13 protein-coding genes are annotated in these 14133 nt (G+C 70.9%); 11 read left to right on the top strand and 2 right to left on the bottom strand.

Annotation, left to right across the window (positions count from 1 at the left end; all coding sequences use genetic code 11):
• Nucleotides 1-12 precede the first annotated feature (12 nt).
• From F6J84_RS12350 to F6J84_RS12305, 11 genes are read left to right on the top strand one after another with little or no spacing between them, the layout of a single operon-like run.
• Nucleotides 13-1137: a DegT/DnrJ/EryC1/StrS family aminotransferase gene (locus F6J84_RS12350; protein WP_150974810.1), complete on the top strand. Its 1125-nt coding sequence runs from the start codon at nt 13-15 to the stop codon at nt 1135-1137.
• On the top strand, nt 1134-1760 hold the full coding sequence (locus F6J84_RS12345; RefSeq protein WP_150974135.1) for a NeuD/PglB/VioB family sugar acetyltransferase: 627 nt from the start codon (nt 1134-1136) through the stop codon (nt 1758-1760). Before F6J84_RS12350 ends, F6J84_RS12345 begins: the two co-directional genes overlap by 4 nt.
• The gene (locus F6J84_RS12340) at nt 1757-2887 is read left to right on the top strand and encodes a DegT/DnrJ/EryC1/StrS family aminotransferase (RefSeq protein ID WP_238702486.1); all 1131 of its coding nucleotides are present in this window, start codon (nt 1757-1759) and stop codon (nt 2885-2887) included. The genes F6J84_RS12345 and F6J84_RS12340 overlap by 4 nt, the downstream gene beginning before the upstream one ends.
• On the top strand, nt 2887-4227 hold the full coding sequence (locus tag F6J84_RS12335) for a glycosyltransferase family 4 protein (RefSeq protein WP_150974134.1): 1341 nt from the start codon (nt 2887-2889) through the stop codon (nt 4225-4227). Before F6J84_RS12340 ends, F6J84_RS12335 begins: the two co-directional genes overlap by 1 nt.
• Nucleotides 4228-4237: 10 nt before the next feature.
• Nucleotides 4238-5734: a lipopolysaccharide biosynthesis protein gene (locus F6J84_RS12330; protein WP_191905663.1), complete on the top strand. Its 1497-nt coding sequence runs from the start codon at nt 4238-4240 to the stop codon at nt 5732-5734.
• A complete protein-coding gene (locus F6J84_RS12325) occupies nt 5731-6945 on the top strand; it encodes a glycosyltransferase family 4 protein (RefSeq protein ID WP_191905662.1) in 1215 nt (404 codons plus the stop codon). Before F6J84_RS12330 ends, F6J84_RS12325 begins: the two co-directional genes overlap by 4 nt.
• Nucleotides 6942-7982: a glycosyltransferase gene (locus tag F6J84_RS12320; protein ID WP_150974131.1), complete on the top strand. Its 1041-nt coding sequence runs from the start codon at nt 6942-6944 to the stop codon at nt 7980-7982. The genes F6J84_RS12325 and F6J84_RS12320 overlap by 4 nt, the downstream gene beginning before the upstream one ends.
• 34 nt (nt 7983-8016) lie before the next feature.
• Nucleotides 8017-8715: a hypothetical protein gene (locus tag F6J84_RS12315; RefSeq protein ID WP_150974130.1), complete on the top strand. Its 699-nt coding sequence runs from the start codon at nt 8017-8019 to the stop codon at nt 8713-8715.
• Nucleotides 8712-9551 (top strand): YveK family protein, encoded by an 840-nt coding sequence (locus F6J84_RS15545; protein ID WP_191905661.1) that lies wholly within the window; start codon nt 8712-8714, stop codon nt 9549-9551. Before F6J84_RS12315 ends, F6J84_RS15545 begins: the two co-directional genes overlap by 4 nt.
• Entirely contained in the window at nt 9538-10911 is a 1374-nt protein-coding gene (locus F6J84_RS12310) for an O-antigen ligase family protein (RefSeq protein ID WP_191905660.1), read from the top strand. Before F6J84_RS15545 ends, F6J84_RS12310 begins: the two co-directional genes overlap by 14 nt.
• The gene (locus F6J84_RS12305; RefSeq protein ID WP_191905659.1) at nt 10908-12053 is read left to right on the top strand and encodes a glycosyltransferase; all 1146 of its coding nucleotides are present in this window, start codon (nt 10908-10910) and stop codon (nt 12051-12053) included. Before F6J84_RS12310 ends, F6J84_RS12305 begins: the two co-directional genes overlap by 4 nt.
• On the opposite strand, the gene F6J84_RS12300 is transcribed toward F6J84_RS12305, so the two are convergent.
• Nucleotides 11965-12963: a DUF6492 family protein gene (locus tag F6J84_RS12300; protein WP_150974127.1), complete on the bottom strand. Its 999-nt coding sequence runs from the start codon at nt 12961-12963 to the stop codon at nt 11965-11967. The genes F6J84_RS12305 and F6J84_RS12300 overlap by 89 nt on opposite strands.
• On the bottom strand, nt 12960-13931 hold the full coding sequence (locus tag F6J84_RS12295; RefSeq protein ID WP_150974126.1) for a glycosyltransferase family 2 protein: 972 nt from the start codon (nt 13929-13931) through the stop codon (nt 12960-12962). Before F6J84_RS12295 ends, F6J84_RS12300 begins: the two co-directional genes overlap by 4 nt.
• Between the last annotated feature and the right edge of the window lie 202 nt (nt 13932-14133).

The following is a 14133-nucleotide window of genomic DNA, read 5'->3' as shown; positions in this document are numbered from 1 at the left end:
CGCATCAATGTCATGGTGCCGTGGCTCGGCACGGAGGAGGCCGATGCGGTCGCTGAGGTGATCGCGAGCGGATGGGTCGCGCAGGGTCCGCGGGTGGCCCGCTTCGAGCAGGAGTACGCGGCCGCGGTGGGCGCCCCGTATGCCGTGGCGACGTCGAGTTGCACCACGGCGCTCCACCTCGCCCTGATCGTGGCGGGCGTGGGGCCGGGCGACGACGTCGTCATCCCCTCGCTGTCCTTCATCGCCACGACCAACGTGGTCACCTATGTCGGCGCGAACCCGGTGTTCGCGGACGTGGACCCGATCACCGGCAACGTGACGGGAGCCACGGTGCGCCGGGCACTCACCCCCGCGACCGCGGCCGTCATCGCCGTGGACCAGGGCGGGCTGCCGGTGGATCTCGACGACATCCGCGCGGTGACCGATCCGCGCGGCATCGTCGTGATCGAGGACGCCGCGTGCGGGGCGGGATCGACCTATCAGGGACGTCCGGTCGGGGCGGGCGCCGAGATCGTCGCGTGGTCCTTCCATCCTCGGAAGGTCCTGACGACCGGTGAGGGCGGGATGATCACGACCCTGCACGGCGATTGGGCCATGCGCGCGAAGCACCTGCGCGAGCACGCCATGAGCGTCTCCGCCGCCGACCGGCACTCCGCGGTGCTGCCGCCCGCGGAGGAGTACCCCGAGATCGGTTTCAACTTCCGGATGACCGATGTGCAGGCGGCGATGGGGATCGTGCAGCTGGGCCGTCTCCCGGCGATCGTCCGGCGGCGGCGGGAGCTGGCCGAGCGCTACCGGGCAGCCCTCCGGGACGTGCCAGGACTCCGGGCGGTCGCCGATCCGGCCTACGGAGCCGGCAACATGCAGTCCTTCTGGGTCGAGGTGCTGGACGGGTACCCGGTCGACCGGGAGGAACTGCTGCAGGCGCTCGCCGAGGCGGACATCTCCGCGCGGCGCGGCATCATGGCCGCCCACCGTCAGCGACCGTACCGGCACCTGTCGCCCGCGGGCGGGCTCCCCGGGACGGAGCGCGTCACCGACCGGACTCTGATCCTCCCCGTGTACCACGCGATGAGTCTCGACGACCAGGATCGCGTCATCGCGGTGCTGCGGGACGTCGGCGGGGTGCCGGCGTGACGGCCGGGGTACTGCTCGTGGGGGCGAGCGGGCTGGCGAGGGAGGTCGTCGCCGCCGACATCACGGGGGTCGTCGGCATCCTGGACGACGACGCGGCGCTGCACGGGAACGAGATCGACGGCATCCCGGTCCTCGGCCCGGTTGCCTCCGCCGCCGGCCGCGCGGAGCAGCTGCTCGTGTGCATCGGACCGAGCGAGAGCCGCCGGGCCGTGGTGAGGAGGATACGCGACGCCGGGGTGCCCGAGGACCGCTTCGCCACCTTCGTCGCCCGCTCGGCCAGGATCGGGTCGACGAGTGGCATCGCCCCGGGATCCATCGTGCTCGACGGCGTGGTCGTCACCGCGCATGCCACGATCGGCCGGCACGTGGTCGTGATGCCGTCGTGCGTCATCACGCACGACGACGTGATCGGCGACTTCGCGACGCTCGCCGCCGGCGTCGCCCTGGGAGGAGCCGTCCGGATCGGGGAGGCCACCTACCTCGGCATGAACAGCTCGGTCCGGCCGGGCGCAGCGATCGGGGACGGGGCGACCGTCGGCATGGGCGCGGTCGTCCTCGGCGACGTGCCGGACGGAGAGATATGGGCCGGCATACCGGCACGGCGACTGGGGGGAAACCGATGAGCACGACGACGATGACGGACGCGGTGCCGTTCCTGGACCTGGCAGCGCAACAGGCCGAGATCGCCGCGGAGGTGCTGCCGGTCTGGGAGCGGCAGCTCGCTTCGGCATCCTTCGTCGGCGGTCCTGAGATCGCCGCCTTCGAGGACGAGTACGCCGAGTACATCGGTGTCGGCCATGTCGTCGGGGTCTCGAACGGCACCGACGCGCTCGAGCTCGCCTACCGCGCCGTCGGCATCCGTCCCGGTGACGAGATCATCATGCCCGTCAACACCTTCATCGCGACGGCGGAGGCGGCGTCCCGGATCGGCGCCGTCCCGGTGTTCGTGGACGTGGACGACGAGCACCTGCTGATCGACCCGGCCGCTGTCGAGGCCGCGATCACCCCGCGCACGCGGGCCATCGCGCCCGTGCACCTGTTCGGGCAGACCGCGCCGATGGGGCTGATCTCCGCGCTCGCCGGGCGCCACGACCTGTGGGTCGTCGAGGATGCCGCGCAGGCGCAAGGGGCGGGGGGCGCCGCCGGGCGGGCGGGTGCCCTCGGCCACGTCGCCGCGACGAGCTTCTATCCGGGCAAGAACCTCGGGGCGGCCGGGGATGCGGGTGCGGTGATGACCGACGACGTCGGCGTGGCGGCACGGGTGCGGACGCTCGGCGCACACGGCAGCTCGGCCAAGTACGTGCACGACGTGATCGGGGTGAACGCCCGGCTGGATGCGGTGCAGGCCACCGTGCTGCGGGCGAAACTGCGCCGGCTGGACGGCTGGAACGCCGCGCGGCGGTCGGCGGCCGAACGCTACGGGGCGCTCCTCGGAGAGGTCGACGGGGTCCGCCTGCCGGCTGTCCGTCCCGGGAATGCGGACGTGTGGCATCTCTACGTCGTCCGCGTCGATGCCCGTGCGGAGGTCATGTCCGCGCTCGGCGACGCCGGGATCGGGGCGGGCATCCACTACCCGACACCACTCCACCTGACCCCGGCCTACGCGGATGCCGGATACCGGCGAGGCCAGTTCCCCGTGGCGGAGGCGGCCGCCGACCGCATCCTCTCCCTCCCGATGTTCCCGCACCTGAGCGTCCAGCAGCAGGAACGCGTCGCGGACGCGCTCCGCGTCGCGGTGAGGGGCGACTGATGACGATCCCCAGCGCGCTCGAGGGCGGCAGCCGGCAGAAGGTCCTCGTTCAGCTGAACGAACTGGGGCTGCGGGGGACTGAGATCAGCGCGGTGCAGTTCGCCGCCGAGCTTCGCGCACACGGCTACGATTCGGTGCTCTTCGGGCCCGCGGACACCCTCCCCGCGGAGGGCCCGTCGCTCCATGACGTAGCGGCGGAGTACCAGGTGGAGCTGCATGCCGTGGAACGTCCCGCGACCACCCGCCGCGCAGCCGCGCTCTGGTCCTCGCTCGCGGACCGGGTCGGCGCCGACCTGGTGCATGTGTACAGTCAGACGGCGCTGCGTGGCGCCTATCTCGGACCGTGCCGGTTCGCGCGCCGCCCGCTGGTGATCACCACGTACGAAATGAGCGTCCCGGACGTGTTCCTCACCGCCCCGCCGTTGATCGTCGGGACACGGCAACTGGCCGATGACCTCGCGCACCGAAGCGGCCGGACTCATCTGGTCAGCCCGCCGGTGGACATCGACCGTGACTCGCCGGCCGGCGCGGACGGCGCCTCCTTCCGCGCCCGGTTGGGCATCCGCGCGACCGATCTCCTGGTGGTCTGGGTCGGCAGGCTGAGCTCCACGATGAAGTCGCCGGCGGTGGAATGCCTCATCGATGCGATGCCTCTGCTTCGACACCCCGACGTCGTCGTCGCGATCGTCGGGGGAGGGGACGCCGAGGCACACCTGATGCAGCGCGGTGACCGCGTGAATGCGCAGCTCGGTCGGTGGGCCGTACGCTTCGCCGGGTCGATGGCGGATCCCCGTGCCGCCTACGCGGCTGCTGACGTCAGCGTCGGGATGGGGTCATCCGCTGCACGTGCTCTCGCGTTCGGCTCCCCGCTCGTGGTCGTCGGAGAGGCAGGGTGGTCGCGCAGGTTCGATGAGGCCGGTGCCGCCGATCTGTTCCGTGACAGTTTCTGGAGCGCCGCGCAGGTCGCCGAGGGCGCGGAGCGCCTCGCCCGGGAGCTCGAACCGCTCTTGGCCGGTTCCGCTCTGCGGGAGTCGTCGGGACGATTCGGTCGGCGGTTCGCCGAGGAGAGCTTCGGCCTCACCGCGATGGCGGCGCGGGTCGCGGCGATATATCGGGACGCCCGTGCCGACTACCGCCTACGCCACTGGCTGCGCGACGCCGATCTCGAGGTGCGGGCGGCGTGGTCCCGATGGGAGGGCGTCGGACCGCGACGAGCCGACGCCGTGCCTCGAGGTGAGTACCGTTTCTCTCCGTCGTCTCTGCGACGGCGCCGCGCTGCCCGGGACGGGGAAGCACGCAGGTCCGCTCCGGGATCGTCCTCAGGAGGCGCTCTTGTCTGAGAAGGCCACGATGAGCGACGCAGGAGGCTCCCCTCCGCCGGGGCTCGCGACGCAGTCCGCACGCGCGGTGATGTGGACGTCGGCGCAGAAATGGGTCGTCCGCATCGGAGGCTTCGCGACGGTCGCGATCCTGGCGCGGATGCTGACGCCCGAGGACTTCGGACTCGTCGCGATCGCTATGACCGTCATCCCGTTCCTCTATCTCATCTCCGATTTCGGCTTCGTGTCCTACATCGTGCAGGCGGACGACCTGGACCAGCGCAAGCTCAGCACGGCTTTCTGGTACTCCAGCGGAGCCGGTCTGGTACTGACCGGGGCGATGGTCGCGTCGGCTCCGCTCGTGGCGGCTGTGCTCAGGACGCCCGAGGCGGCCACCGTGCTCGCCGCGGTGGCTCCGGCCGCCTTCATCGCGGGTCTCGCCTCGGTCCCCATCGCGCTGCTGAGAAGGAACATGCGCTTCCGCCTCCTGTCCGTGCAGGCGACCGCAGCGGGGCTGCTCGCTCAGATCGTCGCGATCGTGGGCGCCTTCGTGGGCTGGGGCGTCTACGCGCTCGTCGCGCAGTTGCTCGTCTCACAGCTCGTCGCGGCGCTCCTGGCCTGGGCGTGGGGACGCTGGGTGCCCGGTCTTCGTTTCTCGCTGCGCGATCTGGGCGCCATGGCGGGGTTCGGGATCAAGGTCGTCGGGGTGGACCTGGTCGCCATCGTGCGCAGCTGGATCGAGGTGTGGCTGATCACGATCACCCTGGGAGCGACCGGGCTCGGGTATCTCAACATCGCGCAGCGCCTGATCCAGGTGAGCCAAGACCTGTCGGCTGCGGCCATCACCCCCGTCTCGACCGTCGTGTTCGCCAAGGTACGCGCCGAACCGGAACGGCTCCGCTCCGGTTACGTGCGATCCCAGTCGGTCAGCTTCGCCGTGGTGATGCCGGTCATGGCCTTCATCGCCGTGGCGGCGCCCGCCCTCGTCCCGTTCGTCTTCGGTCCGGGGTGGGAGACGAGCGTCGTGCCGGCACAGATCCTCGCGGTGGCGGGCATCCTCACGGTGAGCGCCCTGCTCGACCAGGGACTGTTCATCGGCGCGGGCAAGCCCGGCCGGTGGCTCGCCTATGCGCTGGTCATCGACCTGCTGACGGTGCTCGCGACGCTGGTCGCCGTGCAGTTCGGCCTGGTCGCCGTCACGGTCGGCTTCGTGATCGTCTGCTGCGTCGCGACGGCGACCAGATGGGTCCTGGTCGCGCGTCTCACCCGGACGCCGGTGCGGCGGATCGCCGCCCCCGTCCTGCGGAGCCTTCCCGCCGGAGCGTTCGCGTCGGCGGTGGCGGTCGCCGCCTTCCTGATCTGCGCGGCCCTGCCCGAGGCGATCCAGATCGCCGTGACCGGAATCGTGCTCCTCGGGGCGTATGTGGCGCTGGTGCGTCTGACCCAGCCGGCCCTCTACCGGGAGATCATCGCGCTGACGGTCGGCCTGCTGCGCAGGTCGGCTGCACGACGGGAGGGCCAGGGATGAGCGGTCGATACCGGCGCGAGGGCGTTGCTCCCGGGGTCGGGGAAGCGGCACGGGCCCCTCGTGTGGTCCTCCTGCATCCTTCGCGCGGCCCCATAACCGCACGCGACTGGTCGGGGACACCGCTCGGGCTCATCACCGGGCTGCGGGAACTCGGCGCGGAGGTCCACGAGGTGGGCTACGGGGTGAACGGCCTCGTCCGCAGAACCGCCCACCTTCTGTCCATGCTCGCGACGTCCTCCATCACGGCGGCCGAGCGCAGCGCGCTGAAGATGGAACTGCGACGCAGCTCCTTCCAGCGGCAGCTCGACCGGCTCGGGCCGGTGGATGCGATCGTCGCCGTCGGAACCGACTGCTACCGGCTGGACCGGTTGCGTCTCCCCGCGCCGGTCGCCACCTACGACGATGCGACCTTGGCGGCGATGTGGGCGCATCCCGACTCCGATACCAGCCGTGCAGGGTTCCGCCCCGAGCACGTGCGCCGGTGGATCGCCACGCAGCGTGAGTCGAGCCGGGCAGCCACCGTCTGCTGTGTGAGCACGGCGTGGGCCGGCCGTGCCTTCACCGGAGACTACGGCGTCCCGCCGGAGCGGATCGCTGTGGTGGGGATGGGGCATCGGCCGCGCCGGCCCGCCGTCCATCGGGAACGGGACTGGTCCACGCCGACATACCTGTTCGTCGGTATCGACTGGGAACGCAAGAACGGCGACGCGGTGCTGCGCGCGTTCTCCCGCCTGCGCGAGGACGTCCCACAAGCGACGCTCCACCTGGTGGGCCGGCACAGCCGGGTCGACCGGCCCGGAGTGGTGGATCACGGGCTGCTGGCCCGCGACGATCCGCAAGCCCAACGCGTCCTCGACGACCTGCTCGCGCGTGCCACGGTGTTCGTGCTGCCGAGCAGATTCGACCCGTCGCCGATCGCCTACCTGGAGGCCGCCTCGGCCGGGATGCCGGTGATCGCGACGACAGCGGGCGGAGCCGGGGAGCTCCTGGGCGAAGCGGCGATCGCCGTCGCGCCGACGGACGAGGTCGCCATCCTCCGTGCGATGACCGCGTTGGCCGAGCCCGCCGAGGCCGCTCGCCGGGGCGCACTCGCTTCCGCGGCCGCGGAAGAGGAGACCTGGCGTCACGTGGCGGCGCGGATCCTCGGCGCACTGGGGTCGCCCACGGAGGTCGCCGCCGCACCCGTGCCGAGCCGAGGGGCGGGGCGATGAGCGCGGTCACCCGAATCCTCCACGCCGGCGCGCAGCGGTACCGGGCACGGGTGGACCGGCGGTGGCGCCGGCTGCCTGATATCCACGTGCTGCCGGCGGCCGGATCACCCACGGTCCACTATCTCGTGCCGCACGCCGCCAAACCCCATGGCGGGGTGCGGATGGCGTACCGGCACGTCGACCAGCTGAACGGGCTGGGCGTCTCCGCGGCCGTGCTGCACGCCCGCGACGGCTTCCACCCGGACTGGTTCGGCAGCTCGACCCGCGTGGAGTCCACGCGCACGCTCCGTTTCCGCGAGAACGACATCCTCGTCGTCCCGGAGGTCTACGGCCCCGCCATGAGGGATGTGAATCCCGGCGTCCGGGTCCTCGTGTTCAACCAGGGCGGGTACATCACCTTCGACGCCCTCGACTACGGCGGATCGCGAAGCGGCTCTCCGTACCGCGACCTCGCGCGCTTCGAGGGGATCATGACGGTCTCCGAAGACAGCGCGGAGCTGCTCGCCCTCTCCTTCCCGGAGGCGCCCATCGCCATCGCCCGACCGGTGATAGACGCCACCGTGTTCCACCCGGGTGCCGGGCAGAAGCGGCACGGGATCGCCTACGTACCGACCCGGCGCCCAGCGGAGCGTCATCAGCTGCTGCACGTCTTGCGGTCCCGCGGACTCGCGGGGGAGCTCCGTCCCCTCATCGGGCTCTCCGAGGTCCAGATGGCCGATGAGCTGCGGAGCGCGGCGGTGTTCCTGAGCCTCAGCGACCGGGACGGATTCGGGCTCCCCCCGGCGGAGGCGATGGCCTGCGGGGCATACGTCGTCGGGTACCACGGCGGTGGGGGCAGGGAGTTCTTCGACCCCGACTACTGCTCACCGGTCTCCTCGACGATCGAGCTGGTCTCCGAGCTCGAAAGAGCGGTCTCCACCCCGGCGCACGAGCTCGCCGAGGCCGGCCTGCGCGCCTCCGCCGCGGTGCGGTCCCGATACACCCTCGCCGGACTGCGCGAGGATCTCGCCGCGGTCTACGGACGGCTCATCCCATGAGCGCCGTGCCGGTGCCGCCGGGGAGGCGGACGAGATGACCCTCCGGGATGTGCTGCGGATGCTCCGGCGCCGTTGGTACGTGGTCGTTCTGATCCTGGCCCTGACCGGTGCGGCGACGGTGGGCCTGGCGCGCGACGGCGGGATCCACCACTCGAGGACCATCGTGATGTTCACCATGCCAGGGGCAGGCACCGTCACCCCCTACAACGGGAGCGACTCGTGGAGCGTGATCACCTTCGCGCAGACGATCGCGACGCAGGCGTCGGGTGGACGCGCCATCGGTCGGTACTACTCGCACGCCGACGCGCCGCTCTACGGGGCGGGATTGCGCGAGGCGGTCGTCGTCGCGGTGCGCAGCGACGGGAGTCAGTGGAGCTCGCGGATCGAGTCGGCCGTGATCGAGGTGCAGATCGTCGGTCGCACGGAGCAGTGGGTGCGGGAGCGTCAGGACGACCTGGTGACCAAGATCATCGGGATAACCGCCTCGGAGCAGGCCGCCGCCGGCGTTCCGGAGGGCGACCGGATAGACGCGCACGTCGAACCGCTGACCACGGCCATCGAGTACGTCAGCCCCTCACGCACGGCCGGCCTCGCCGCCATCCTCGCCATGGCGATCGCGGGTGTGCTGACAGCAGGAGCGGCCGCGTGGGCGCTCGACCGGCGCCGTCCGCCGACCCGCCGGGTCGTGCACGCACCGACCGAAGACATCGAAGCAGGAAGTAGGACATCGTGAACCTTCTGGATGCGCTGCGCGGACTGATCCGCCGGTGGTACATCGTCGTGCCGGGCCTCGTGCTCGCCGCTGCCGCGAGCATCTTCGTGTGGATCGACACGCCGCCGGACTATGAGCGGTCCGCCTCCCTGCTCCTGCTGCCGGGCCAGGGGGTGCTGCCGGAAGGAGCCACGAATCAGTACCTCTATATGGGAGGGCTCGGCCCGGTGGCCGACGTCGTCACCCGGGCGGTGGGCGGTGAGGGGCTGGTGCAGGCCTACCGCGAGGACGGCGCCGAGATCGACATCGCGCGCGATGCGTCCGGGACAGGTCCGCTGATGGTCGTCACGGTCCGTGCCACGAGCGAGCGCGCGGCCGTGGACATCCTCGATGCCGTGGCGGAGCAGGCCGTGGTCACGCTGGACCAGTTGCAGGCGGAGCAGGGCGTCCGCCCCGCGGACCGGGTGACCATGACCACCATCGCGGTGGCTCAGGAGAGTGAGATCCTGCAACGCTCCCGACTCGTGGCGACCGGGACGATAGGACTCGGCGTCGCCCTGGTCACACTGATCCTGGCGAGCGTGATCGACGGCGTCCTCATCCGTCGCCGTCGGCCCCGTCGTGGAAAGGGGGAGGAGCCCTCCGGAACTTTGGCACCGGAGGACGATCCGGACCAGGACGCGGACGGTGACGACGACGATCCGCGGCTGCTCGGCGATGAACGCGGCGACGAGTGGGCGCCGATGTGGGCGGACGAGGACCGTCACGAGCGCCCACGCCCCGACTCCCGGTCGTCGGAGGCCACGACGCGTCAGCGCGTCCCGGAACCGGCGGGGCGCGTCGATGATCGCCCCTGACGCCGGCACGGCGCCGGTCGCCGCCCAGGAGCACCGTGGGCTGGGCCGGCCGCGCCGGTTCACCGCGCCCGCGCTGTTGATCGTCTACGTGGTGCTGCTGTTCGCCGTTCCGTCCAACATCGCCATCGCCGGGATGGGCGGGCTCGGCCGCCCGGCGATGCTCTGGGCGCTCATGCTCCTGGTCTGGTGGGTGCTCAGCCACCTGCAGCGCCAGGGGGAGGATGTCCCGCCGCCGATGCAGCCGGTCCGGTGGGCGCTTGGAGCGCTCGCCGTCATCGTCCTGCTCAGCTTCGCCGCGGCGCTGCTGCGTGGACAGCCGGCGGAGCAGGTCAGTCCCGCACTGACCGCGATCATCCGGTTCGGGTCGTGGTGCGGGGTGGTCCTGGTGACCATGGATGGAGTCCGCACGCACAACGACGTCGTGCGGATCGTCCGCGTGCTGGTGATCGCCACGGGGTGCATGGCAGTCCTCGGAGTCGCTCAGTTCCTTATGGGATCGAGCCTGCTCGAATGGGTGGGTTCTGTTCCAGGTCTGTCGTATGACTGGGGCGGTATCGACAGTCGAGGGCAATTCATCCGGGCGGCCGGGACGGCGACGCATCCGCTCGAGTTCGTCGCCGCGCTGGTGACTGTGCTGCCGGTCGCTCTCGCCGTGGCGATCACCGGCGGGCTGACGCGGCATCACTCGAAGCCGTGGCTCTGGTGGGGCATCGTGATCCTGATGCTGTTCGTCTGCCTGATCTCGGTCTCACGGTCGGCCATCATCGGCGTCGTCGTGGCGATGGCGATGTTCCTGCCGTGGATGCCGCGGGGCTACCGCGCGGTGGGGGCTGTGGGCGCTGTCGGCGCGGCCGTCGCCGTCGTCGCTCTCGTGCCGGGTATGTGGAGTGCCACGGTGACGCTTTTCGTCGGCGTCGCGGAGGACTCGAGCACGCAGTCCCGGACCGGGGCACTCGAGCGGATCCCGGACTTCCTGGCCTCCTCGCCGCTGATCGGGCAGGGATGGGGAACCTTCACGTCGAGGTACTACGTATTCGACAACCAGTGGGCGGGACTGCTGATCGAGATAGGAGTGGCCGGCGTGCTGGCGCTTCTCGGCCTGATCGTGAGCGCCGTGTGGAGCGCCGTCAGTGCAGGGCAGGGCACCCCCTTCGCCGACACCCGGATCCTCTCAGGGGCGGTGGCATCCGGCCTGGTCGCGATGGCCGTGGTGCTGTTCCTCTTCGACGGGATCAGCTTTCCGATCGCGGCGGGCGTGTTCTTCCTGCTGATCGGTCTGTCGGCGGCCCTGCGCCGCATCGTCGTCTCGGACATGGCTCTGGCCGAGAGCCGGCGCCTGGTCGGACGGGAACGCCGATGACGATGCAGGGCACCCGCGTGGTCGCGGTCTTCGTCTTCCTGGAGCAAGGGCTCTCCCTCGAGTCCTGGGCGGGTGGCCGGTCGACCCGCAACTCCCCGTCGCCATACGGATACGCCGCCGCATCCGATGCCGTCCGGATGTCGTGGTCCACCGACCGCGATGAGTCCGGCATCGGGCGCCGCCTGCGCCGCGCGGTGTACCGCCTGCTCGGGTTCGACCTCGTTCACGCGTGGCGCAACAGAGCGGCGCTGAACGAGGCGGACGTGGTCTGGACGCACACCGAGAACGAAGCGCTGGCAGCGCTCGCGCTGCTTCAGCTCCTGCGCAATCGCCGGACGCGCGTCATCGCGCAGTCCGTCTGGCTGTGGGACGACTGGGGGTCCCGGTCGAGCGCCCGGCGTCGGGCGCACCTGCGACTGCTCGATCGAGCGGCGGTGGAGATCACCCTGAGCGAGTACAACCGCGATCATGCCCGGGAGGTGCGCGGGACGCAGGAGGTGTACTTCCTGCCGTTCGGTGCAGCCATCAACGAATCCGTCGCAGCACGAATCCGGGAGGACCCGGTCGACGGGGCCGAGACGTACGTGCTGGCGATCGGGAGTGATCGCGACCGGGATTGGGAGACTCTCGTCGCGGCGGCCCGGCTCCTCCCGGATCTCCGGTTCCGCGTCGCCACGCTCAGCCGCCGCTTCCCCTCGGACCTTCCGCCCAATCTCGCCGTGACCCCGGCGGGGTCGCTCGAGGAGTCCTACCGGATGTACGCCCGTGCGGATCTCGTCGTCCTCCCGCTGAAGCCGAACCTGCACGCGTCCGGCTGCACGGTGGCGGTCGAGGCCCAGGCCTTCGACGTCCCGCTGGTCACGACGGACGTGGGCGGCATCCGCTCCTACCTGGATGGCGGTGTGCACCTCTATGAGGCCGGGGACGCGACCTCGCTGGCAGCGGTCATCGCTGCTGCGGCACGGACGCCTCGCGCGCGAACGGGGTCGGGGGCGCAGTTCCTGCGCGACGCCGGCCTGACGGAGCAGGACTACGCCGCCAGGATGCTGCTCGTCACCCGGTGGGTGGTCGAAGGAGGGGGGTTCCCGGTCCAGGTCGAGGCGCTCGCTCCGCTCCGGCACGTGCTGGATCAGGAACGGTGAGGCCCTTCTCACGGATGCTGTCGATGAGTTCGCGGCGGCCCTCCAGCGTGAAACCCTCGGTCGACTGGATCGCGACCCCGACGTGCTGAGGAAGCATCCCCGAACGGAAAGCATCGATGCCCTCCGGTGCGGTGAGGTCGTAGAACCACCCCGCGTGGATGAGGTCCTCGTCGGTGAACGTATGACCGGAGGCCTCCTCTCCGAGGACGTGCTCGGCGAACGCCCCGTACAGGACGTACTCCGAGAAGGCCTTCTGGCCGGCGATCGCGACGTCCCATCGCCGATGCGCGACCTCGGTCAGTCGCGCCTGCAGGGCTCGGAGGACATCCGTGCGCCAGGTGATGAGGTTCCCGATGTAGTCCGAGCCCAGGTGCCCGGCGTCCGGCATGCCCAGCAACCGCTCCGCGGAGCGGTGCCAGCGGACGTGGTCCGGGCTGTCCGTGGTCGCCCCGGGTACCCGGTAGAGGCGAGTGCGGCCGCCGACGAGCAGACGTGACGCGGGGAGGGCGCGCAGCAGCTCGATGTCGCTGTCGGCGAAGACGATGGTGTCCCGTTCCGAGTAGGACGGCGCCGAGAGCTTGACGATCTGCTGGATGATCCAGCCGCGCGCGACTCCCCGTGGCGTCTTCCACAGCTCCCTGACGCGCCGGCGGAATCCGCCGATCCGGAGCTCCTGGGGTGCGGGGATCCGGACATACCCGGAGGGGAGGACGTCCTCGACGAGCACGATCCGTCGCCGCTCGGAGCAGAGCGGCTCGAACAGCCCCGCATCGGCTCGCGAGACGATGAGGATGTGTTCCACGTCATCGTCCAGGTAGGCATCGACGCTCCTGCAGAGGGACTGGGCGAGCTCGAGGTCCCCCCGATAGCTCACCGTCACCAGGGACACGTCCCGGTCGGACACGTTCACGACGAGACCTCCGCGGCGACGGTGCGGGTCGGTCCGCCGCCGGAGGCGTGCGGCAGTGCCCGCCAACCCGATTCCCGTGCCACCGTCCGTAGGATGCCCCGGTAACGCCGTTTTCCGGCGCGCACCAGCGCGTGCAGGATCACGACTGCGTGATACATGGCGGCGCCGGGTGCGGTGCGGTGCTTGCGTGCGTAACGGATGCGGTTCACGGCGAGGAGCTGATCGAGGGCGGGCGACGATCCCGACCCGCCCTGCGCGTGGCGGACCACGGCCTTGGGCTCGTACCAGGCCACGTACCCGGCGTCGCGGACCCGGCGGAAGTAGTCCGTCTCCTCCGAGTAGAGGAAGAATCGCTCGTCCCACGCTCCGACGGCTTGCGCCGTGGACATGCCGATCAGCAGCGCGGCGCCGGTCGCCCAGTCGATGGGATGCGCGTACGCGTACATCGTCGGGGCATAGACGGTCTCGCTGAGTGCCTTCGAGCGCCACCGGAAGCGCTCTCCGAAGGCGGCGTCGCCGAGGGCTGCGAGCAACGAGGGCTCGGACCTCAGAGAGCACGTCAGGTTGTCGTCCGAATCGAGGACCCCGGGGACGACGACTCCGGCACCGGTCGTGCGTTGGCGGTCCCGCAACGCGGTCACGCATCCGGGCAGTACCTCGAGATCCGGATTGAGGATCAGGAGAGCCTCGACGTCGCCGGCGAGCCGCACCGCGGCGTTGATCGCGCCCGCGTAACCGAGGTTCCCGCCCGTCTCCACGACGATGACATCCTCGTGCTTCCGCGCAACGCGTAGCGTGTCGTCCGTGGAGTCGTTGTCGGCGACCACGACGCGCAGGCGGTTCCGGGCGGCCTCGACCCGGAGCGATCCGAGCAGAGTCCCGAGATCGTCGGCGCTGTCGAAGGTCACGATGATCACGGCCACGTCGGCGGGCCCCTCCGTCACGAAACGAGGATCGTGGCGCATCATCCGTCCTTCCTCTCGCCGTGGCGGCGTGCGTCTGTCACAGCGACCTGATGCGCGAGCGACGGTGGATGCTGATCGCTCTGGCGGCGTATGCGCTCCTGGCCTGGTGCGTCCTGGCGCGCCATACCCGGCGAAGACACCAGGACGAGGCGATTCGCCGACCCGACCTGGACGGGCGAGGCGCACCGGGAACGCATGCCCCAGG

The sequence above is a fragment of the Microbacterium caowuchunii genome, from assembly GCF_008727755.1.
Classification (GTDB): domain Bacteria; phylum Actinomycetota; class Actinomycetes; order Actinomycetales; family Microbacteriaceae; genus Microbacterium; species Microbacterium caowuchunii.
Note: the sequence above shows the minus strand (reverse complement) of the source record. Positions and strands in the feature narration are given on the sequence as shown.